General features: G+C 60.0%; 17 protein-coding genes and 1 tRNA gene. 5 read left to right on the top strand and 13 right to left on the bottom strand.

The features are described 5' to 3' along the window. Window positions 1-140: 140 nt before the first annotated feature. From tyrA to hinT, 12 genes are all read right to left on the bottom strand, one after another. Window positions 141-1,268: a bifunctional chorismate mutase/prephenate dehydrogenase gene (gene tyrA, locus OKC31_RS01185; protein WP_128836031.1), complete on the bottom strand. Its 1,128-nt coding sequence runs from the start codon at window positions 1,266-1,268 to the stop codon at window positions 141-143. 134 nt (window positions 1,269-1,402) lie between these two features. Further along, complete coding sequence (locus OKC31_RS01180; RefSeq protein WP_005344622.1) at window positions 1,403-2,476, bottom strand: 3-deoxy-7-phosphoheptulonate synthase; 1,074 nt, start codon at window positions 2,474-2,476, stop codon at window positions 1,403-1,405. Between the two features lie 409 nt (window positions 2,477-2,885). Further along, on the bottom strand, window positions 2,886-4,187 hold the full coding sequence (gene glgC / locus OKC31_RS01175) for a glucose-1-phosphate adenylyltransferase (RefSeq protein ID WP_201906311.1): 1,302 nt from the start codon (window positions 4,185-4,187) through the stop codon (window positions 2,886-2,888). A gap of 282 nt (window positions 4,188-4,469) precedes the next feature. Next, the gene (secF, locus tag OKC31_RS01170; RefSeq protein WP_199765711.1) at window positions 4,470-5,387 is read right to left on the bottom strand and encodes a protein translocase subunit SecF; all 918 of its coding nucleotides are present in this window, start codon (window positions 5,385-5,387) and stop codon (window positions 4,470-4,472) included. Between the two features lie 150 nt (window positions 5,388-5,537). Continuing rightward, window positions 5,538-7,340, bottom strand: coding sequence for a protein translocase subunit SecD (gene secD / locus OKC31_RS01165; protein ID WP_270655999.1), 1,803 nt, complete (start codon window positions 7,338-7,340; stop codon window positions 5,538-5,540). A 158-nt stretch (window positions 7,341-7,498) separates the two neighbouring features. Beyond that, on the bottom strand, window positions 7,499-7,933 hold the full coding sequence (locus OKC31_RS01160; RefSeq protein ID WP_270655997.1) for a hypothetical protein: 435 nt from the start codon (window positions 7,931-7,933) through the stop codon (window positions 7,499-7,501). 96 nt (window positions 7,934-8,029) lie between these two features. After that, the gene (locus OKC31_RS01155) at window positions 8,030-8,887 is read right to left on the bottom strand and encodes a DUF6279 family lipoprotein (protein ID WP_100653422.1); all 858 of its coding nucleotides are present in this window, start codon (window positions 8,885-8,887) and stop codon (window positions 8,030-8,032) included. A gap of 3 nt (window positions 8,888-8,890) precedes the next feature. After that, window positions 8,891-9,736: a phosphotransferase gene (locus OKC31_RS01150; RefSeq protein WP_100653423.1), complete on the bottom strand. Its 846-nt coding sequence runs from the start codon at window positions 9,734-9,736 to the stop codon at window positions 8,891-8,893. Further along, window positions 9,726-10,322 carry a penicillin-binding protein activator LpoB gene (gene lpoB / locus OKC31_RS01145; RefSeq protein ID WP_005302153.1) on the bottom strand — a complete coding sequence of 199 codons (597 nt, stop codon included), beginning with the start codon at window positions 10,320-10,322 and terminating at the stop codon, window positions 9,726-9,728. The genes OKC31_RS01150 and lpoB overlap by 11 nt, the downstream gene beginning before the upstream one ends. Next, a complete protein-coding gene (locus OKC31_RS01140) occupies window positions 10,322-10,720 on the bottom strand; it encodes a YcfL family protein (RefSeq protein WP_236315996.1) in 399 nt (132 codons plus the stop codon). The genes lpoB and OKC31_RS01140 overlap by 1 nt, the downstream gene beginning before the upstream one ends. A 62-nt stretch (window positions 10,721-10,782) precedes the next feature. Further along, complete coding sequence (locus OKC31_RS01135) at window positions 10,783-12,219, bottom strand: COG3014 family protein (protein WP_270655995.1); 1,437 nt, start codon at window positions 12,217-12,219, stop codon at window positions 10,783-10,785. After that, window positions 12,219-12,569, bottom strand: coding sequence for a purine nucleoside phosphoramidase (hinT, locus tag OKC31_RS01130; RefSeq protein WP_005334033.1), 351 nt, complete (start codon window positions 12,567-12,569; stop codon window positions 12,219-12,221). Before hinT ends, OKC31_RS01135 begins: the two co-directional genes overlap by 1 nt. A gap of 252 nt (window positions 12,570-12,821) precedes the next feature. Here hinT and OKC31_RS01125 point away from each other — a divergent pair, with 252 nt between their 5' ends. Beyond that, a complete protein-coding gene (locus OKC31_RS01125) occupies window positions 12,822-14,834 on the top strand; it encodes a methyl-accepting chemotaxis protein (protein ID WP_236315986.1) in 2,013 nt (670 codons plus the stop codon). Between the two features lie 69 nt (window positions 14,835-14,903). On the opposite strand, the gene OKC31_RS01120 is transcribed toward OKC31_RS01125, so the two are convergent. Continuing rightward, the gene (locus OKC31_RS01120; protein ID WP_270655992.1) at window positions 14,904-15,779 is read right to left on the bottom strand and encodes a 6-pyruvoyl trahydropterin synthase family protein; all 876 of its coding nucleotides are present in this window, start codon (window positions 15,777-15,779) and stop codon (window positions 14,904-14,906) included. Between the two features lie 80 nt (window positions 15,780-15,859). Between OKC31_RS01120 and OKC31_RS01115 the strand changes: the two genes are divergently transcribed. The 4 genes from OKC31_RS01115 to OKC31_RS01100 all read left to right on the top strand — a co-directional run bounded on the left by OKC31_RS01115 (window position 15,860) and on the right by OKC31_RS01100 (window position 19,504). Continuing rightward, the gene (locus tag OKC31_RS01115) at window positions 15,860-17,203 is read left to right on the top strand and encodes a dihydroorotase (protein WP_219263690.1); all 1,344 of its coding nucleotides are present in this window, start codon (window positions 15,860-15,862) and stop codon (window positions 17,201-17,203) included. A gap of 112 nt (window positions 17,204-17,315) precedes the next feature. Beyond that, a tRNA-Pro gene (locus OKC31_RS01110) sits at window positions 17,316-17,392 on the top strand. Window positions 17,393-17,608: 216 nt separating this feature from the next. Beyond that, window positions 17,609-18,040, top strand: a complete 432-nt coding sequence (locus OKC31_RS01105; RefSeq protein ID WP_219264040.1) for a CC0125/CC1285 family lipoprotein — start codon at window positions 17,609-17,611, stop codon at window positions 18,038-18,040. Window positions 18,041-18,244: 204 nt separating this feature from the next. After that, window positions 18,245-19,504 carry a dicarboxylate/amino acid:cation symporter gene (locus OKC31_RS01100; protein ID WP_005334018.1) on the top strand — a complete coding sequence of 420 codons (1,260 nt, stop codon included), beginning with the start codon at window positions 18,245-18,247 and terminating at the stop codon, window positions 19,502-19,504. Window positions 19,505-19,507: the final 3 nt, after the last annotated feature.

The raw sequence follows: 19,507 nt of genomic DNA, 5'->3' as shown, positions 1-19,507 counted from the left end.
TAGTTGCAAAGCGGGTTGCCATTGTTAATGACAGCCCGCATGCTTAATTGCCCCTTCCTATGGAGATCTTTGGCTCGCATCCAGTTATGAACGGTGGCGGCTCTTTCCGAGTGGCATGAGTTGTTACTACTTTTGCAGGATCAGCCGTGTTGGCGGCGGTCGTTGGCCTGGGCCAGTAGCATGCGGCTTTCACGCAGGAACTGGTCGGCATGCTCGCCGAAGAAACCAGAGACTTGCGAGAAGGCCTCGATGAAACCATCCCTGTCCCCCCGCTCCAGCAGCCCCAGCGCTTCGCCGAAGTTTTGGTAGTAGCGACGGATCATCGCCAGATTCTGCGGTGACGACAAAATGATGTCGGCATAGAGGTGGGGAGCCTGAGCGAACAGCCGCCCCACCATGGCCAGCTCCAGCCGGTAGATGGGGGAGCTCAAACTCAGCAGACGATCCAGATTGGCCTGCTCCCGGGAGAGGTGCCAGCCATAGGCAAAGGTGGCGAAGTGACGCAGCGCCTGAATGAGGGTCATCGCCTCATCGTGGGCCTTGGCTTCCACCTGTTGCAAGCGGGCGCCCCAGATGGTCATCTGATCCAGCAGCCATTGGCTGGCGGCGGGGTCACGACCCTGGCAGCAGACGATCACCTGCTTGGCGAGACTCGCCACATCCGGCCCGAACATGGGGTGCAGTCCCAGTACCGGCCCTTGGTGCACCGTCAGCATATGTTCGAGCGGCGCCGCCTTCACGCTGGTGACATCGACCAGCAGGCAGTGGGCGGGCAGGTTACCGAGGCGATCGATGATCTGGCAGGTGATATCGATTGGCACCGCCACCATCACCAGACCGGCTCCGGCAAGGATCTCGTCAGCGCGTGGCCAGTCGGCTTGTTCCAGCGTCTCGACCCGGTAGCCTGAGAGGCTGAACATATGACCGAACAGCCGACCAAGCTGGCCCTGACCGCCGATGATGACCACCTTGCCAAGATCCGGCTTTATGCATTTGAAGCCGGTATCTTTCTCGCTGGCATAAGATTCACGCATCACCCGGCGCAGCACATCTTCGATGAGATCGCCGGGCACTCCCAACTGCTCGGCCTCGGCGCGGCGGCGGGCCAGCATGCTCGCCTCCCGGTCCGGTGCATAGATGGGCAGGCCGTGGCGGCTCTTTACCTCACCCACTTCTCCCACTAGGGCCAGACGGGCGGCCAGCAGATCGATCAGCTGCTTGTCCACCGCATCTATCTTGTCCCTGAGTACATTCAACTCTTCAGCCATATCCAGTCCCTGCTGGCGCCGCAGCGGCGGCGCCCTGAAAATCAAGATGCAACAAGGTATCACGGCATGAGCGGTTTGATGCCACCAGCGGTGATACCCAGATTGTTCAATAGGTTACGACAAGATACCACGGCTTATCGTGCAGTTCTGCCTTTGAGGGGGTCAGCCAGCTGGTTGTGACAGCGGGCCAGCAGGGTGGCGGTGGTGTCCCAGTCGATGCAGGCATCGGTGATGGAGACCCCGTAGCGCATCTGCTGCTTGGGCTGCTCGCTGGACTGGTTACCCTCAAACAGGTTGGATTCGAGCATCACCCCGATGATGGAGCGGTTGCCCTCCTGGATCTGGTGGATGACGTTGTCGGCCACCTTGGGCTGCAAACGGTGATCCTTGCTGGAGTTGCCGTGGCTGCAATCCACCACAAGGCTCGGCAGCAGGCCCGCTTTCTCCAGCGCCTCTTCCGCCAGCGACACGTTGACCGAGTCGTAGTTGGGATGTTTGCCGCCGCGCAGGATCACGTGGCCATCCGGGTTGCCCTGGGTCTGCAGCAGCGCAACCTGGCCCTGCTGGTTGATCCCCATAAAGGCGTGAGGGGAGGAGGCCGCCTGCAGCGCATTGATGGCGGTCCCCAGGTTGCCGTCGGTGCCGTTCTTGAAGCCGACCGGCATGGAGAGGCCGGACGCCATCTCCCTGTGGGTCTGGGATTCGGTGGTGCGGGCGCCGATGGCCGACCAGGAGAAGAGCTCCGCCAGGTATTGCGGGCTGATGGGGTCGAGCGCTTCGGTGGCCAGCGGCAGCTCCAGCTCCGCCAGCCAGCAGAGTAGCTCGCGGGCACGGTGCAGCCCCAGCTCCACATCGAAGGTGCCATCCAGATTGGGGTCGTTGATAAAGCCTTTCCAGCCGACCGTGGTGCGCGGCTTCTCAAAGTAGACCCGCATGACAATGTAGAGAGAGTCCTGATAGGCATCATGCAGCGCTTTGAGTCTGGTTGCGTACTCTTTGGCGGCGTCCATGTCGTGGATGGAGCAGGGACCACAGATCACCAACAGGCGGTGATCGCGGCGGTGAATGATGTCGGCGATGGTATTGCGGGCCCCTTGCACGAATGCCAGCGCCTTGTCGGAGATGGGTAACTTCTCCTTGAGCTGGGCAGGCGTGATCATCACTTGTTCGGACTGGATATGGATGTTGTTCAGGGGGTCTCTTTGCATGATTTCATTCTCTCTACTGTATTAAGCCAAAAGCGGCTGTACCTATATATTTACACTGGTACCTGCTTTGTTACGCAACCGCCATCACCTTACCAAGGAAAAACAAACAATCAAGTGAAACCAGTGGGTTTACCGCTAAAAAGTCAGATAAAGGAGCTGCTATATAGCGCGAACAGGAATAATACAGAGGATTTTTCGGAGGATTAATGGTTTTTGTGTAATCTAATGTTTACGACTTGAGGGCGTGAAGGCTGCGTTGTCCAGCTGTTTACCCACAGTAAATGGTATCTCTGGGAGACTGCAACGCGATGGCAATGATGGTGTGAGGTGGCTATCTGGTCAGCCATAGAAAGAGGGAGCCATAATGGCTCCCTTTGCGGTAGGAAGGGGGATCCCGTCTGGCTGCGGATCAGCGCTTTTGTTTTCCCTGCAGCTCTTTGTTCAGGCGAGTGAGCATCCCCTGGGTGACCAGCACGATGCCCTGCTCGGAGCGGTGGAAGCGACGTGCATCTTCATCGGCGTTTTCACCGATCACCGTGCCTTCCGGCAGTTTGCACCCCTTGTCGATCACCACCCGGCGCAGTCGGCAACCGGCACCAATCTCCACACCCGGGAAGATAACGGCCTGATCCAGAGTGCAGAAGGAGTCGACCCGCACATTGGTAAAGAGCACCGAACTCAGGATGAAAGAGCCACTGACGATGGTGCCCCCGGCAAACATGGAGTTGATGGTCATGCCGTGCTGACCGTTTCGGTCCTGCACGAACTTGGCGGGAGGAGTCATGTTCTGGCTGGTCCAGATGGGCCAGTCCTGATCGTAGATATCGAGCTCCGGCGTGACGGAAGCGAGATCCATATTGGCCTCCCAGAAGGAGTCCACGGTGCCCACATCGCGCCAGTAGGGGCGGCGATCCGCACAGCAGCCGACACAGGACATGCCAAACGGGTGAGCGAATGCGGTGCCCTCTTTCACCACGCGGGGGATCACGTCCATGCCGAAATCGTGATGGGACTGCTCGTTGGCAATGTCCTCTTCCAGCAACTGATAGAGATACTCCGCATCGAAGATATAGACGCCCATTGAGGCCAGCGCGGTGTCGGCCTTGCCCGGCATGGCGGGCGGGTTAGCAGGCTTTTCGACGAAGGCATTGATCTTGCGATCATCATCCACCGCCATTACCCCGAAGGCGCTTGCTTCACTGCGTGGCACCTCGATGCAGGCAACGGTCACCTTGGCGCCCATATTGACGTGGTCGAGCAGCATGGCGGCGTAATCCATCTTGTAGATGTGGTCGCCTGCCAGCACCACCACATATTTGGGGGCGTGATCGCGGATGATATCCAGATTCTGGTAGACCGCATCGGCGGTACCTCGATACCAGTTCACCTCATCCACCCGCTGCTGGGCAGGGAGCAGATCGATAAACTCGTTCATCTGGTAGCGCAGGAAAGACCAGCCCGATTGGAGATGGCGCAACAGGCTGTGGGATTTGTACTGGGTCACGACACCGACCCGACGGATGCCGGAGTTGATGCAGTTGGAGAGCACGAAATCGATGATGCGGAATTTGCCGCCGAAATGAACGGCAGGTTTTGCACGGTTGTCGGTTAACTGTTTGAGGCGACTACCCCGCCCTCCTGCGAGTACCAAAGCCATGGTCTCGTTCAGCAACTGTCTGGATTTTGCTGTATTGGCAGGTTGTAACAACATCTCATATCCCTTTGTAGATAAATCACTACAATGTTGCCTCCTTTGAGCCCTCAAGAAAGTGCTTTCAGTCACATTTTATGGTTTCTGACGTAATAAAATGACCTTTTTGTTATTAAAAATGACGGGTTGATCCGTCATTGCTTTCAATATGGTCAGTTGTCAATTGAGGCGAGCCGAACGACAAAATGGGCGGCGAGAGAGGAGGCATGAAAAAGCCCCTGCCAATGGTTGGCAGGGGCCCGGTTTGTTGAGACCCGGTGAGCCGGGTCTGATTAACAAGGTTCAGGCTGCGTTGGCCAGTGGCTCCTCGCTCTTCTTCTGGTAGGCCTCAGGGGTGAGGCCCAGCAGCTCCTGCACGGTCGAGGCGACGGTGATGGAGGAGACGGTGCCCACCAGGATCCCGGCAAACAGGGTGAAGGAGAAGCCGTAGAGGGCGTCACCGCCAAACAGCAACAGAGCGCCCACAGTAAACAGTGTGGTGCCCGAGGTGATCATGGTGCGACTGAAGGTCGCCTTGATGGCCACATCGGAGCATTCGTGGATCCCCATCTGGGTACGCGAGCTCAGCAGATCCCGCAACCTGTCCGAAATGACGATGCTGTCGTTGAGGGAGTAGCCGATCACCGCCATCAAACCGGCGATGATGTTCAGATCGAACTCGATCTGAAAGAGTGACAGCAGCCCCAGCGCCACGATGGCGTCATGCACTACCGAGAGCAGGATGCCGATGGCCTGACGCCACTCGAAGCGAAACGCCAGATAGGCCGACATCGCCAGCGAAGCGACCAGCACCGCCAGCATCCCCTGCTGGAACAGTTCGGCACCCACCTGAGGGCCGACGATGGTGGTGCGCAGCAACTCGACCGGCACCCCCAACTGCTGGGTCAGCATGGTGGCGAGATCTGCCGCGGGCCAGGGCAGTTCGTGGGGGGGCAGCTTGATCAGCCACTCGCCGGGAATACCGGCCGAACTCAGCTCAACGGCTCCCGCCAGCGGGGAGACCAGCATGGCATTGAGCTCATGGGCCTCTTTCAGGGTCTGGATATGAAACTCCAGCAGGATCCCGCCGGTAAAATCGAGCCCCAGAGTGAGGCCGTTCACCAGCAAGATGGCCACGCTGGCCACGGTCAGCAGGATGGAAGCCCACAGGCCAATATAACGCCAACGGGTCAGCCCCATGGCAACGATCATTCTCAACATAATTATCTCCTTGGCCAGCCAGCCTCAGGCTGTTGGCCCATCACGACGTGTCGCGACACGCCGGGAAATAGTGTTCTGCTTTGGCCGCCCCGGCCATATCCATGGCCGATGGCGCAGCCAAAGCCGCTCATCAGAGGGACTGCTATCCCGTTACACCTTCAGCGTGCGCTCGCTGCTGCGTCCCCAGAGGGGGTTGATGATGGCGCGCGTCCCCCAGATCCCGGTGATCATGCTGGAGAGCAGACCCAGAATGAGGGTGATGGAGAAGCCCTGCAGCGGACCGGAGCCGATGGAGTAGAGCACCACAGCGCAGATGAGCGTAGTGATGTTGGCATCGAAAATGGTGTGGAAGGCGGAGCGATAACCAAAATCGATGGCGTTGGCCAGTGAGCCCCCTTCTCGCAGCCGGTCCCTGATCCGCTCGAAGATCAGCACATGGGTATCCACCGCCATGCCCACCGTCAGCACCAGACCGGCGATCCCCGGCAGGGTCAGCACGGCACCCGGCAGCACCGCCAGCATGCCGACCTGCATCAACAGGTTGGCGACCAGCGCCGTGATGGCAACCAAGCCGAATTTGCGGTACCAGGCCATCATGAACAGCATCATGCCTGCCATGCCGAAGGCCAGCGCGGTGAAGCCCGCCTCGATATTCTGCATCCCCAGCGTCGGGCCAATACTGCGTTCTTCCAGGATCTTGAGAGGGGCGGTGAGGGCGCCGGCACGCAGCAGCATGGCCAGCTCCTGAGCTTCCGGCAGACTACCAATGCCGGTGATGCGGAACTGGTTGCCAAGGGCGGTCTGGATGGTGGCGACGTTGATCACTTCGCTTTGGGCGCGCAGTTTGCCCTGGGCGTTAGTCTTGTACTCGGTGAAGACGGTCGCCATCGGCTTGCCCACATGCTGGCGGCTGAACTGGTTCATCTTGCTGCCACCCAGGGTATCGAGCACGATATTGACCTGGGGTTGACCCATCTCGCCCATGTTGGCGCGGGCATCGACGATGTGCTCGCCGGTGAGTACCGGCTTGCGCGCCATGCCGACGGCCTGACCGTTGCGATCGGCGATATAGAAGTGGCTGTCGGCTTTGGCCTCGTAGAAGGCCAGCGAGGCGGTGGCGCCGATCACCTCTTTCGCCTGCTTGGGGTTATGTACCCCGGGCAGTTCGATACGGATACCATCCTGCCCCTGACGCACCACCGAGGCTTCGACGATGCCGAGCTCGTTGATCCGTTTTTTCAGGATCGACAGGTTCTGGGTCACGGCGTTGTTGACCAGCAGGGTACGCTCCGCCTCGCTCAGCACCAGTTTCAGATCATTGCCGGAGCGGGTCAGCTTCCACTGATCCTGACGGGTACCGGCACTCTCCTTGATGATGGCGAGCCAGCTCTCCTGTTCGGCCACCTCCGGCAGGGTGACGGCTACGGCGCCCTGTGCCGTGCGAGTGACGCTGGCGCCGCGCAGATTGGCTTCACGGAAGCGGGTGCGCAGGGTATCCACCAGATTCTTGGTCTGATTGTCGATGACAAAGTCCACGTCCACCCCGATCAGCAGCTGGGAGCCGCCACGCAGATCGAGCCCCAACTTGATGGGGTCGGCGCCGAGGCGGGTGATCCAGGCCGGTGCGTTGGAGTGAAACTCCAGGGTCAGGGCGGCACTGTCGACCCCTTGCTGCTCCAGCAACTGCTTGGCGCGCTGCTGTTCGCCCTGGCTGGCAAAGACCAGCTCGACTCGCTCAGGTTGCTCGATGACCTTGACCGGTGTCAGGTGCTTGTCGTTCAGCAGCATCTGTTGCTGGGTGGTCAGGCGCTGCTGTCCGTGCAGGCCGAGGGAGGGCTGCTCACCGAAAAAGGTGGGCAGGGAGTAAAAGGTAAAGGTCAACAGCATCAACAGCAGCAGTGCGTACTGCCACTTGCTCATGCGGTTGAGAACGGTGCGATTGCTCTTTCTCATGGCAAACAAGCCTCTGTCAGGAGAATGGTGCCTGGGCCGATAGCAACAAGGCTCGGCAAGGCGCAAAAAATGGGATGCATCAGATGCGGATCAGGCAGCCGCCGGATCCGTAAGGAAGAGGAGATCAGCAAACAGTGGATGTGCCAGCCCCTCCGGGGTCAGGCGTTCAGATAGCTCTGGGTGAAGCGGTATTGCAGATGTTGGCGCTGCAGATGGCGCCGGTGGATCGCGCCAAAGCGATCGCGAAAACTCTGTTTGTGATAGAGCTCGGGGGCCAGCATCAGCCAGCCGAGCAGCAACAGCAGGATGGCCTGGGCCGACCAGCTCTGGAGCAGCTCGTAGACCACACTCTTGGGCTGGTTGTCACTGCGCAGGGATTGTTCGAGACGCAGCAGGTGATTCTGATGGCTGCCAACAAACTTGATGATGCCATCATCGCTGTCGCTAAGCTGATTGAACACCTGAGTCTGCTGCTGTTCACTCTGGGGAGATGCGGGTAGCAGCGGGCCTTCCATTCGGGCGATGGAACAAAGCAGGGTGAGGGCGATAACCAGAGTGACCAGCACCAGTTTTACTTTGTCGATAAGGCGCAAAAAGTTAATTCCCGATAAATAGGAAGGGCAAACTACCACACGCGCCCGGTTTGAACAAGGTTGCCCCGGGCACATGGCACCATTCGGTGCTGGCTGTCAGCTGCCGCTCATCTGCTTGAAGTCGCGGGCATAACCCTTGAGCAGGGAGTAGAGATGGGCCCGCTGGGAGATATCCAGCGACTGGCTCATGGCGCTCAGCCAGTTGACGGTACGCTGGCGTGACTGCTCGGTATAGCCGGTAAAGCGGCCATCCATCAACCCATCCCCCTCGGCCAGCAGGTCAGTCAGCTCGCGGGTAAAGTCGGGACTCTGGCGCTGCTTCATCAGCCTGTCCAGCTCCTGGGTCCAGGACTCCTGAAACTCGAGCCAGGGGGGCATCAGCTCGTATTGCCATTCGGCCCACTGGGCCACCAGTGGCGCCTGTGCCGGTTTCACCTCGCCAATCCAGAACTCGAGCCGCTTGTTCATCTTGTCGCGAAACTCCGCCAGCATCTGCTCTTTGGGCTCAGTGGTAAAGTCCTTTTGCCGCTCCTGTTGCCGCTTGACCCTATCGGTCATGAAACGGGCCACCTGCTCGTCGGTCAGGGTGCGCGCCAGCCTGACCGCACGGGGGATGGTGTTTTCCAGTGTGCGGGTCAGGCTCTGCTGCACCGCATCTAGGTTGGTCGAGATCTGCTCCGGCGTCATGGGGCTGGCCACTGCCTTGGCCAGCGCGTCGAGATCCTTGGCGTAGCGCGGCAGCTCGTGCTGGCGATGCCAGGCCATCAGCCCCTTCACTTCGCGGCTGAGCAGATCCTTCTGCGAATAGGAGAGGGCAAAGTAGTCATCCAGTTGCCAGATGATGGCGGTATCGAGCCAGTAGTAGATCACCCGGGTGGAGCAGCCGGTCAGCAGCAGGCCGATCAGCAGCAGACCCCAGGTTTTCGGCTTGTGCCAGCGCACCTTGTTTATCATCTGTTACTCCAGTCGTTGCCGGTTGATGGCGATCAGGGTGTCATAGTCGAGTGAGGGCTGTTGCTCTGCCATCAGCAGGGCCCAGAGCAGGCCGATATAGTCGACCCAGGGTAAAAATGCCTCGCTCTGAAAATCGGGCCACTGGTGGCGCGGCACGGCCTGCAGATAGTGCGCTTCCAGCTCGTCGCGCCGCTCGGCGGGCCACTCATGGGTGCGCTGGATGCTGGCGAGCTCAAAGCCGGGGTGACCTGCCGCGCCATACTCCCAGTCGATGACCCAGGGTTTGCTTCCCAACAAGTTAGCCGGATTGAGATCATGGTGGCAAGGGCGCCAGCAATCATTTGGCTCACTGCTAGCGAGCAAGCCCCGCTCCAGGGCGGGCAGCCAGGAGGGAATGCGGGCCAGCCGGGCGCGATAGCCTGCCGCGTGGGCTCGCACCGCCATCACCACCGCAGGCAGCGGCAGGCGATGAAGCTTGCGCAGCACCTCTGCCAGCAGACGGGGCTGATCGGCTGCCGGTGGCGCCGCGTGTACCCAGTTTGGCTCATCGCACCATTCGAGCAGCATCAGACCGCTGGCGGGATCGCCATAGTGGCAAGGCAGCGCTAGTCCTTCGGCTATCGCCCCCTGATAAAGCTGCCACTCGGTGGGGCGGTCGATGCCAAGGCGCATCGGGTCGGAGTGGCCCTGACGCAAAAAGTAACTGCGCCCCGAGGGGAGGCGCAGTCGATAGTTGCAGTTGGTCAGGCCTAACCCGAGTGGTTCCAGCTGCCCCTCCCGCCAGGGGGCGGGCAGGCTGGCCAGTAGCGGATCACGGTTGCCTGTCTGCGGGAGCCTGTTACCAGCCAAAGGTGGATTTCTTCGCCTGCTTGCGGATCTCTTTCTGATCGGCCCACAGCAGTTCGCCGTTTTGCAGATCCATCAGGTTCATGGTCATCTGGTAGTAGACATCCTTCACCTTGCCATTGTCTTTGACGATGCTGGCGAGGTTGCCATAGACCATGTAGCGGGCACCGGTCTGCTTGCCCAGGCGCACCATGGAGGCAGGATCCACCATGCCGCTGCTCTGCTGGTATTCGAGCTGCTGCTTGACGGCGGCCACCTTGCTCATGTCGACGAAGCGGAACTTGCCGGCCCGCAGCAACTTGGTGCGGATGGTGTCGGTGATGGCTTCGGTATCGATGTGCTCGGAGGTCTTGTTGCGGATAGAGTCCATAAACATCACCGGACGACCGCCTGCGGTGATCTCGCTGGTGGCTGGGGAGGCGAGCATGGAGTCCGCCATCTTGTCGGCGATGGCCTGCAGGTCGCTTGAGCCGTAATCGACGGTGACGGTTTCGGTTTCAGTGGGATCGCCATAGCTGACGGTGGTGCTGGAGCAGCCGCCCAGCAGCAGTGCGCCGGTCAGGATCAGCAGGGCATGATTCATTTTCATCAGTAGGATTCCTCAATCACTTCGCGTACGTAAATCCGGTAACCCTGCGCCGCCGGGCTGGGCGCCAGGGCCGAGAGGGTGCGGGTCTGATAGCCATGCAGCTTGATGGGGGTCCAGCCGCGGCCATCGCTGGCGACCTCCTGACCAGCCTCATCATACCAATAGAAGATATATTGCAGCTTGTTATCGCCGCGCTGGGTGCTGGCAGCGGCCACATTGACCTGCAGCAGGCCATTTTGCTGGCGGCGGCTCAGCTCGGTCAGGGTGATGTTGACGTTTTGATGCTGCTCCAGCGTGGGAGCACCGCCCGCCGGGCCATAGAGCGCCACGCCTGAGGTGTTGGTGGCGCAGCCGGTCAGCAGCAGCGCGAGCCCGAGGGCCAACCCGTATGCTTTCATCTTGCTCTCCTTGATTGGAGTGAGTGGGGCAGCATTGGGGGCTGCCCGGTTAATCGTCTTGCTCAGAGCGGCATCACCCGGGTGGTCAGACCGGCGCCGAGGCGCTGTACCCAGACCAGGGTGGTGCGGCCCTTGTGGATGGTGAGCGGCAATTGCCGCTGCGCTGCCCCCGCGCCCAGGGTGAGATTGATGTCACCTGCCTGTACCATCCCCTGCCAGCTCGATGCCTGCGCCGGCAGCGTCAGCCAGCTGCGGGTATCGGCCCGCTCGGAGAGGGTGTTGAAGATCCCCACCAGAATATTGCCCACATCCCCTCCCTCTTTGGCGGCGGTGCGGCGCATCTGCTCCTTGGCCACCAGTCGCAGCGCCTGGCGGGTCAGCATGCCGGGCAGCCGCTCCTGCAGATCTTTGGCGGCCAGCGCTTCCAGCCTGACCAGCTCGCTGGTCTGCCAGGCCCGCTTGCCGACTTCCACCGTCAGCGGGCCGGTGTCGCTGGCCCGATTATCGTAATAGGGGATGGCGACGGTAAAGGTGCGAAAATCGCCGCGGGAGGTGGAGATGGGGAGCGGCAGGAACAGTTCGCGCCGTGCCGGGATCAAACCATCTTCAAACAGCACCACCAGTTGGCCTTGATCTTTTGCAAGCGGCGGCGCTTTGCGGCCTATCTTTTTCTCGGTCTCGCGGATCTCGTCCGGTGAGCCACGCAGCCGCGCCAGACGCAGCAAGGCATCTTGCAGGCTGCGGTTGTCCGGTGCTATCTGGTAGCCGCGCTGATAGTCGACCCAGGCATCGTTGAGATCCCCGGCCGCCTCATAGAGCACGGCGGAAAAATAGAAGGTATAGGCGTTCTGAAAACCGTTCTTGACCTTGCCGATCAACCGGTCGAGATCCGGTGCGCCGCGCGACATCAGCTGGCGCATCTCGCCTTCTGCTTCGGCCTCTTCGCTCTCACCCTTCGCCTTGCGCACCTCATCGGCTCGCCGTTTCAGGGCCTGCTCCTGCACCTGATTGGCCCGGCGCACCTCCACCAGGGCGCCATCGGCATCACCCCGTTGCAGGTAGTTGAGGGCCAGATAGTGGTGCAGCATGGTGCGTTCGTAATCGGGAGTGAGATAGGCCATCGACTGGTCGTTGGTGAGCAGACTGCCCACCTGATCCAGACCGTGGCTCAGCCGGTATTCGGCCTGATTGTCTTCCCACTGAAGGCGGCTGTCGGCGTCGGTGAACGCCTGCTTGCTGCTCGCATCCTGACCGGCGAGCCAGGCAATGCGCCCCTGTTCGAGCCGATCCAGCACAAAGGTGTCATCCCCCAGGGTGGAGTCGCGCACTTCGGGCAGCGCCTCGGCGGCATGGCCCAGCAGCAGCTGGTTGCGCAGGGGCACCATCTGATCGGAGTAGGAGACGAACATATCCTGCCAGCGGGAGGCACAGCCTCCCAGCAACAGCAGGGCGCCGCAGAGCAACAGGGCGCTGCGGCAGGTTGAGGCGTGGCGATTCATTACAGGCTGAGCAGCGGCCCCAGCGGCTGGCCACCGACCAGATGCATGTGGATGTGGTAGACCTCCTGCCCGCCGTGGCGGTTGCAGTTCATGATGAGGCGGTAGCCATCTTCGGCGATGCCAGCCTCAGCGGCCAGTTTGCGGGCCACGGTGAACATCCGGCCAAGGGCCAGTTCATGTTCGGCTTCCACGTCATTGACGGTGGGGATCAGCACATTGGGGATGATCAGAATATGGGTCTTGGCCTTGGGCTGGATATCCCGGAATGCGGTGACCAGATCGTCTTGATAAAGGATGTCGGCGGGGATCTCTTTACGGATGATTTTGCTGAAAATGGTTTCTTGCGCCATGGCTAACTCCCTTATATGAAACAGAAAATTGAACTAGAACCCCAAGCGGCTCCCGAAAGGGGGGCGAGCAGCACGCCAAGTGTGACACAAGCCGACATTTGACACAGCTGATGTCCCATTCCCTTCAGTTATTGTTAAAAATACCGATAGCCAGAGGGACGTCATCTGCAACGCCTGTTCAGGGTGGTCTGCAGGGTATCAAAAGGACGGGGTACTCAGGCAAGGGACTTTTGCATATACAGCGGGACAATAATGAAACAAACAATGTCGGATCTCTCCATCTTGCAGCGAGTCTACCTTGGCTTCGCGATCCTGGTGGCCGTGATGGTGGCCAGTTCACTGCTCACATTTCGTAGTCAGGAGACTCTGGGGAACGCACTGGAGCAGGTGACCCAGCAGTCGATGCCGCTGGTGATTGCCAGCAGCCAGACCCAGATCACCCTGCTCAGCGCCAACAAGTGGCTGGGGGATGTGCTCACCGAGCAGGACCCCAAACAGCTGCCGGCCGAAGTGGCCGAACTGAAACAGGCCAAGGCTGCGGTGGGCAAGAGCCTCGACATCTTGCGCCAGCAGGTCGCCCACCACCCCGAACTGCAAGGGGAGATGAGCAGCCTTAGCCAACAGGTCGACAGCTACCTGCAACTGACCGATACCCTGCCAGGCGAACACGAGGCGCTGCTCACCCGACTGCACAAGGTCAATCTGGCCAAGGGGCAGTTTCAGGTCAGTCTGCCCCAGTTCAAGAAGAGTCTGGGTGACATGATGGTCACCATCGACGACAGCTTTATCAAGATGCTCTCCGAGACCCTGACCACCAAGCTTTCCGCCATCGAACTCTCCACCATGGACGCCCTCAATCAGACCATTCCGACCCCCATCGAAGGGGCGCTCAAGCGCAACAAGATGCAGATCGAGGGGTTCAACAGCACCATCAAGGATCTGCAGGGGGAGCTCAAGAATTTCGAGAACGACATGGGCCACTATGTTCACGGCTTTGTGCGCGACACCACCGCAAGCGAAGGCGTGCTCTCCCAGTATCTGGCGCTGATGAAGCAGCAGGAGCAGATGCGGGAGAAGAGCAAGCAGGCTAGCGCTCTCATCGTCGAGATCCAGAACCGGCTTGAGCGGATCACCGGCCAGAGTCAGCAGCTGATGAGTCAAAGCATTGCGCACGCCAAAGCCACTCAGAGCCAGAGCACTCTGACCCAGGGAACCAGCATCGTCGTCGCCATCCTGATCGCCATGCTGGTGGCTTATACCCTGGGCAAGGCCATTCGCCGTCCGCTCAGGGAGTTGCTGCGGGTGCTGACCGAAGTGACCCAGGGCGACATGACCCAGCGCATCGGTTTTCAGAGCAAGAACGAATTCGGCCAGCTGGGCAGCCAGATCAACCTGCTGATTGCCCAGATGGGGGAGGTGCTGGCACAGCTTTCACAAGCGTCTGCCCAGCTTAACGATGCCGCCCACGGCAACCGCCACACCACCGAATCAGTGCGGGCGGATCTGGAAAAACAGCGGCAGGAGACCGCCTCGGTCGCCGCCGCCATGACCCAGATGGAGGCCTCGGTGCGGGAAGTGGCGCAGGCCGCCAACCAGACCCTGGAGCGGGTGCAGGATGTGGAGAAGGCCTCCGAGATGGGGCGCAAGGTGATGGCGGGCAATATCACCACCACTCATCAACTTGCAGGCAAATTGCAACAGACCGGCAAGGTGATTGGCGATGTGAGCGCCATGAGCAGCCAGATCGGCAACATCCTCGATGTCATTCGAGGCATCGCCGAGCAGACCAATCTGCTGGCCCTCAACGCCGCCATCGAAGCGGCGCGGGCCGGCGAGCAGGGGCGCGGATTTGCGGTGGTGGCGGATGAGGTGCGCAGTCTGGCGGGCCGTACCGCCCAGTCCACCAGCGAGATCCAGACCATGATCGAGAACCTGCAGCAGGGGGTTGCCAAGGCGGTGATCGTAATGCAGGAGTGCTCTCGCGAGATGGACAGCTGCGTGGATCAGAGCTCTCACGCCAACAACGCCATGGAGGAGGTGCAGGGGATTGTGGTGCTGATCAGCGACATGTCGAGCCAGATCGCTTCTGCCGCCGAGCAGCAGCAGGCCACCAGCGCCGATATCGCCACCAACCTCAACCGCATCTCCGATATCTCGGATCTCAACTATCAGGGGATCGAGCGAGTGGCCGAGACCAGCCAGCAGCTGGACTCCCTTGCCGAGCAGCAGGAGAGCCTGGTCAAGCGCTTCCGCCTCAGCGCCTGATGGTCGAGAGTTGAAACAACAAGGCCCCGCAGATGCGGGGCCTTCTCTATTGCGGCCGTGACAAGGGGATCAGGCGTAGGCAATCGCGCCCTTGCCGACCCCTTCATAGGCGACAATCTTGACGAACTTGTCGCCCACCATCTTCTTCACTTCGCGGGCGATATAGCAGGCCAGCAGCTCGACTGTGGTGTCAGTGTCGATCATCTCCACCTCGGCGCTGGGGATGGCCAGCTGGAACAGCCCCTGGGGCGCCACATATTTGAAGCCGCAGTGATGCTCACCAAGCTGGGCATTGGCGAGAGGGCTCAAAGCGAGCTCGGTCAGCGCCACCTTGTCCTCCTCGGTGCCAAGGTAGATATCGCCCCAGCGCTCGGCCCAGTTGAGCTCAAGCTCCTGGTCGCGCTCACCATCGACGTGGATCTCGATGGGGGAGCGGTGGCCGTGGGCGATGCGCTGGCAGTTGCCATCGTGCTTTTTCAGGCCGTGGCTGTAGTGGTAGAAGGCTCCGGTGATCGTCTCCTGACGCAGGGTCAGGGAGAGATCCTTGATATTGCCCGGCAGCCGTTTGGCCAGTACCGCCAGCAGGTAGCGGGTCACCGACTCTTTATCAACTTGCGGAGCCGGGATAAAGGCGAAGCCCTGGGATGGGCTGCGCAGATGGATGGAGCGCCCCGGGCGCAGCAGATCCACTGTGCTTTCGTCACCATCCAGTGTCTCGACGTGGATCAGCGGGCACTCGGTCGGCACCAGCAGCTTGTGGTCCACCTCTTCATCGATGATCGACTTGATCAGCTTCTTTACCCGGCCAAAGTCCAGCAGCATGCTCATTTCGTTGAGCTCACCGCTCATTTCGATATCTACCAGCCAGCTCTCGCCCACCATGCCGCGGCGTTCGCACAGGTAGCTGGAGTCGATCACGGTCAAATCTCTTACAAATAACTTCATCAGTCAGGCCTTGCTACAGAGAAAGGGCAGTTTTGCGCTATTATGACCCGCGATTATCGGCAAAGGAACTGGAACCCCCCATGAACAAACTGCTTATCAAGAATGCCACCCTGGTCAACGAAGGCCGCATCTATGCCTCCGATGTGTTGATCGAGGGGGAACGGATTGCCCGCATCGCCCCAGATCTCGAGGCGCCCGATGCGCTGGTGATCGATGCCGCAGGTCGCCATCTCATCCCCGGAATGATCGATGATCAGGTCCACTTCCGGGAGCCGGGATTGACCCACAAGGGGACTATCGCCAGCGAATCCCGCGCCGCCGTCGCCGGTGGCACCACCAGTTTCATGGAAATGCCCAACGTCAATCCCCAGACCACCACCCTCGACGCCCTCGAAGCCAAATACCAGATCGCCGCCAACTCCTCTGTCGCCAACTACAGCTTCTATCTCGGCGCCACCAACGACAACCTTGAAGAGATCAAGCGTCTCGATCCCAAGCAGTCCTGCGGGGTCAAGGTGTTTATGGGCTCCTCGACCGGCAACATGCTGGTGGACAATCAGGAGACCCTGGCGGCCATCTTCCGCGAAAGTCCGGTGATGATCGTGACCCACTGCGAAGACACTCCGACCATCGCCAAGGCGGAAGAGGCGGCGCGGGCCAAGTGGGGCGAGAATGTGCCGATGGGCGAGCACGGCCGCATTCGCAGTGACGAGGCGTGCTACAAATCCTCCAGCATGGCGGTGGCGTTGGCCAAGCAGTACGGTGCCAAGCTGCATGTGCTGCATCTGACCTCGGCCAAGGAGCTGTCGCTGTTTACCGCCAGCCATGACCTGAGCGAGCTGAAGGACAAGAACATCACCGCCGAGGTGTGTGTGCACCACCTCTTCTTCAATGATGCCGATTACGAGACCCAGGGCAGCCTGATCAAGTGCAACCCTGCGGTGAAGAGTGCCGCCGACCAACAGGCGCTGCTCGATGCAGTGCGCAACGACGTGCTCGACATCATCGCCACCGACCACGCGCCCCACACCTGGGAAGAGAAGCAGAACAGCTACTTCAAGGCGCCGTCCGGTGTGCCGCTGGTGCAGCACTCTTTGCAGGCGCTGCTGGAGCTCTACCACAACGGCGTGTTTACCCTGGAGACTATCGTCAAGAAGACCTCCCATGCGGTGGCCGAGCGCTTCCAGGTGCAGGATCGCGGTTATATCCGCGAGGGGTATTTCGCCGATCTGGTGCTGCTGGATCTGGGCAAGCCCTATGTGGTCAACGATGACAACATCCTCTACCACTGTGGCTGGTCGCCTTTCAACGGCTACCGCTTCCACAGCACGGTGGAGATGACGCTGGTGAACGGCCAGATCGCCTGGCAAAACGGGCAGGTGACTGACCAGATCCTGGGCAAGCGGCTGACCTTTAACCGCTGATTGTTCGCAAAGCAGGCGAACGCACCGTGGCTTAGGAATTGGCGGCGTTTCCCTGTTGACAGGGCAGGGTCATCTCCATAAACTCTGCCCCCGTCAGCCGAGCTGACTCCGTCGGTGTGTAGCGCAGCCAGGTAGCGCATCTGCATGGGGTGTAGAGGGTCGGAGGTTCGAATCCTCTCACACCGACCAAATTACCCGGTAAAGGCCTTGTCAAACGACAAGGCCTTTTCTTTTGCCTGCGATTTGCCGCACAGGCGCGAAGCCAGTGGTGATGCACGCTGGTCGCTGTTGGCGTGAGTCGATTGTGCAGCCACCGCGCTTTATGGTGTAGTAACGACTCTGTTGCTCATTTGCCTGGCGAGGCCTCTCGTGTCTGCATCCGTATCTAAACCCTGTTGTCTGCTGATGCTCACCCTGCTGCTGGTGGGCTGCGCCACCCCTTACGAGAGTGAAAAGTCATTCTGGAACGGCCAGACCGGTTTCTCCCAGACCCGGCTTGGCCCTGACAAGTGGCAGCTGGAGTTTGTCGGCAACGATCTGGTGGACAGGGAGACCGCCCGCAAATATGTGCTCAAGCGGGCAGGGGAGCTGGCACTGGCAGAGGGTTACTCCTGGCTCAAGGTCGATGAGCTGACCATTAACCGCGATGCCGTCAGGGTGACCCCATCACGGCCGATCTTCGGCTTTGACGAAAATGAACCGGATCTCTTTATGGCCCAGATGCAGGTGCAGCATACCATCTCGGCGCTGCTCACTTTTCGCCTGTTGTCACGGGCACTCGATGAGCGAACTCTGAATGCGAAATATCTCGCCGAAATCAAAATAAACAGTGATTAATATTGGTGGTTTGCAAGATCTATATCACATACACCTAATGGCAGGATAAAATTCTGGATAAAGCCTCTAGATTTACCCCCTGCTTTTAGGCATTCTCCCAGCATACCAGCCGCCAGGAATCAACGGCTCGGATCACAAAAACGGACTGTAGTGGCTCCCACGCCACTGTTTACGGCTTGCACCAATCAAAACCGGGACTCCCCCATGAAAATGAATAAACTGACGGTCGCCATCCTCATCTCCATGATGTTTGGCATCCTCACCGGCCAGGGCTATCGGATGTTTGCCGCAGATCAGGCTGCGGATTTCGCCAATAACATCACGATCCTGACCGATATCTTCCTGCGCCTGATCAAGATGATCATCGCTCCCCTGGTCTTCACTACCCTGGTGGTCGGTATCGCCAAGATGGGCGACACCCGCACCGTGGGGCGTATCGGTGCCAAGACCCTCGGTTGGTTCATGCTGGCCTCCCTGATGTCCCTGAGCCTGGGTCTGGTGATGGTGACCCTGATGCAGCCGGGTGTGGGTCTCTCGCTCTCCCTGCCCAATGACACCGCCAGCTCGGGCATTGCTGCCGGTGCCATTACCCTGAAAGATTTCGTGACCCACGCCATTCCCAAAAGCGTGGTCGAGGCGATGGCCACCAACGAGATCCTGCAGATCGTGGTCTTCTCCCTCTTCTTCGGTCTGGCTGCCGCTGCGCTCGGCGATCTGGCTAAGCCGGTAGTGGTGCTGATGGCCAGTGCCGCCGAGATCATGCTGAAAGTGACCGGCTACGTGATGAACTTTGCGCCGTTCGCGGTGTTTGGCGCCATCGCCGCCATGGTGGCCAAAGAGGGGCTGGGTATTCTGGTCACTTACGGCAGCTTTATGGCCCAGTTCTATATCGCGCTGGCCTGCCTCTGGCTGCTGCTGATCGCCATGGGTAGCGTCTTCCTGCGTGGTCGCGTCATCAAACTGCTGGCGATGATCCGCGAACCCATCCTGCTCGCCTTCTCGACCGCCAGCTCCGAAGCGGCCTATCCGAAGACCCTGGATCGTCTGGAGAAGTTCGGTTGTGACAAGCGCATCGCCAGCTTCGTGCTGCCGATGGGTTACTCCTTCAACCTCGATGGCTCCATGATGTACTGCACCTTCGCGGTGATGTTCATCGCCCAGGCGTATGGCATCGAGCTCTCCATGGCCCAGCAGATCACCATGCTGCTGCTGCTGATGGTCACCTCCAAGGGGATGGCCGGGGTACCGCGCGCCTCTCTGGTGGTGATTGCCGCTACCCTGAACCAGTTCCATATTCCGGAAGCGGGCATCTTGCTGCTGCTGGGGATCGACCACTTCCTCGACATGGGCCGTTCAGCCACCAACGTGCTGGGTAACGCCATCGCCGCCAGCGTGGTTGCCAAGACCGAAGACAGTCTGGGTGAAACCGTCGCGCTGGGCGAGAGTGAGCCAGCCAAAGCCTGATCA

Origin of the sequence: Aeromonas sp. Y293-4 (assembly GCF_027705905.1) — a bacterium.
GTDB lineage: Bacteria > Pseudomonadota > Gammaproteobacteria > Enterobacterales > Aeromonadaceae > Aeromonas > Aeromonas veronii.
Note: the sequence above shows the minus strand (reverse complement) of the source record. Positions and strands in the feature narration are given on the sequence as shown.

What these genes read in the sequence shown, in the direction of transcription:
- OKC31_RS01135 (WP_270655995.1), bottom strand. Translation starts at nt 12,219, where the DNA reads ATGAATCGCCACGCCTCAACCTGCCGCAGCGCCCTGTTGCTCTGCGGC.
- tyrA (WP_128836031.1), bottom strand. Translation starts at nt 1,268, where the DNA reads ATGGCTGAAGAGTTGAATGTACTCAGGGACAAGATAGATGCGGTGGAC.
- OKC31_RS01115 (WP_219263690.1), top strand. Translation starts at nt 15,860, where the DNA reads ATGAACAAACTGCTTATCAAGAATGCCACCCTGGTCAACGAAGGCCGC.
- OKC31_RS01125 (WP_236315986.1), top strand. Translation starts at nt 12,822, where the DNA reads ATGAAACAAACAATGTCGGATCTCTCCATCTTGCAGCGAGTCTACCTT.
- OKC31_RS01140 (WP_236315996.1), bottom strand. Translation starts at nt 10,720, where the DNA reads ATGAAAGCATACGGGTTGGCCCTCGGGCTCGCGCTGCTGCTGACCGGC.
- OKC31_RS01100 (WP_005334018.1), top strand. Translation starts at nt 18,245, where the DNA reads ATGAAAATGAATAAACTGACGGTCGCCATCCTCATCTCCATGATGTTT.
- secF (WP_199765711.1), bottom strand. Translation starts at nt 5,387, where the DNA reads ATGTTGAGAATGATCGTTGCCATGGGGCTGACCCGTTGGCGTTATATT.
- OKC31_RS01180 (WP_005344622.1), bottom strand. Translation starts at nt 2,476, where the DNA reads ATGCAAAGAGACCCCCTGAACAACATCCATATCCAGTCCGAACAAGTG.
- OKC31_RS01105 (WP_219264040.1), top strand. Translation starts at nt 17,609, where the DNA reads ATGCTCACCCTGCTGCTGGTGGGCTGCGCCACCCCTTACGAGAGTGAA.
- OKC31_RS01155 (WP_100653422.1), bottom strand. Translation starts at nt 8,887, where the DNA reads ATGATAAACAAGGTGCGCTGGCACAAGCCGAAAACCTGGGGTCTGCTG.
- lpoB (WP_005302153.1), bottom strand. Translation starts at nt 10,322, where the DNA reads ATGAAAATGAATCATGCCCTGCTGATCCTGACCGGCGCACTGCTGCTG.
- glgC (WP_201906311.1), bottom strand. Translation starts at nt 4,187, where the DNA reads ATGTTGTTACAACCTGCCAATACAGCAAAATCCAGACAGTTGCTGAAC.
- hinT (WP_005334033.1), bottom strand. Translation starts at nt 12,569, where the DNA reads ATGGCGCAAGAAACCATTTTCAGCAAAATCATCCGTAAAGAGATCCCC.
- OKC31_RS01120 (WP_270655992.1), bottom strand. Translation starts at nt 15,779, where the DNA reads ATGAAGTTATTTGTAAGAGATTTGACCGTGATCGACTCCAGCTACCTG.
- secD (WP_270655999.1), bottom strand. Translation starts at nt 7,340, where the DNA reads ATGAGAAAGAGCAATCGCACCGTTCTCAACCGCATGAGCAAGTGGCAG.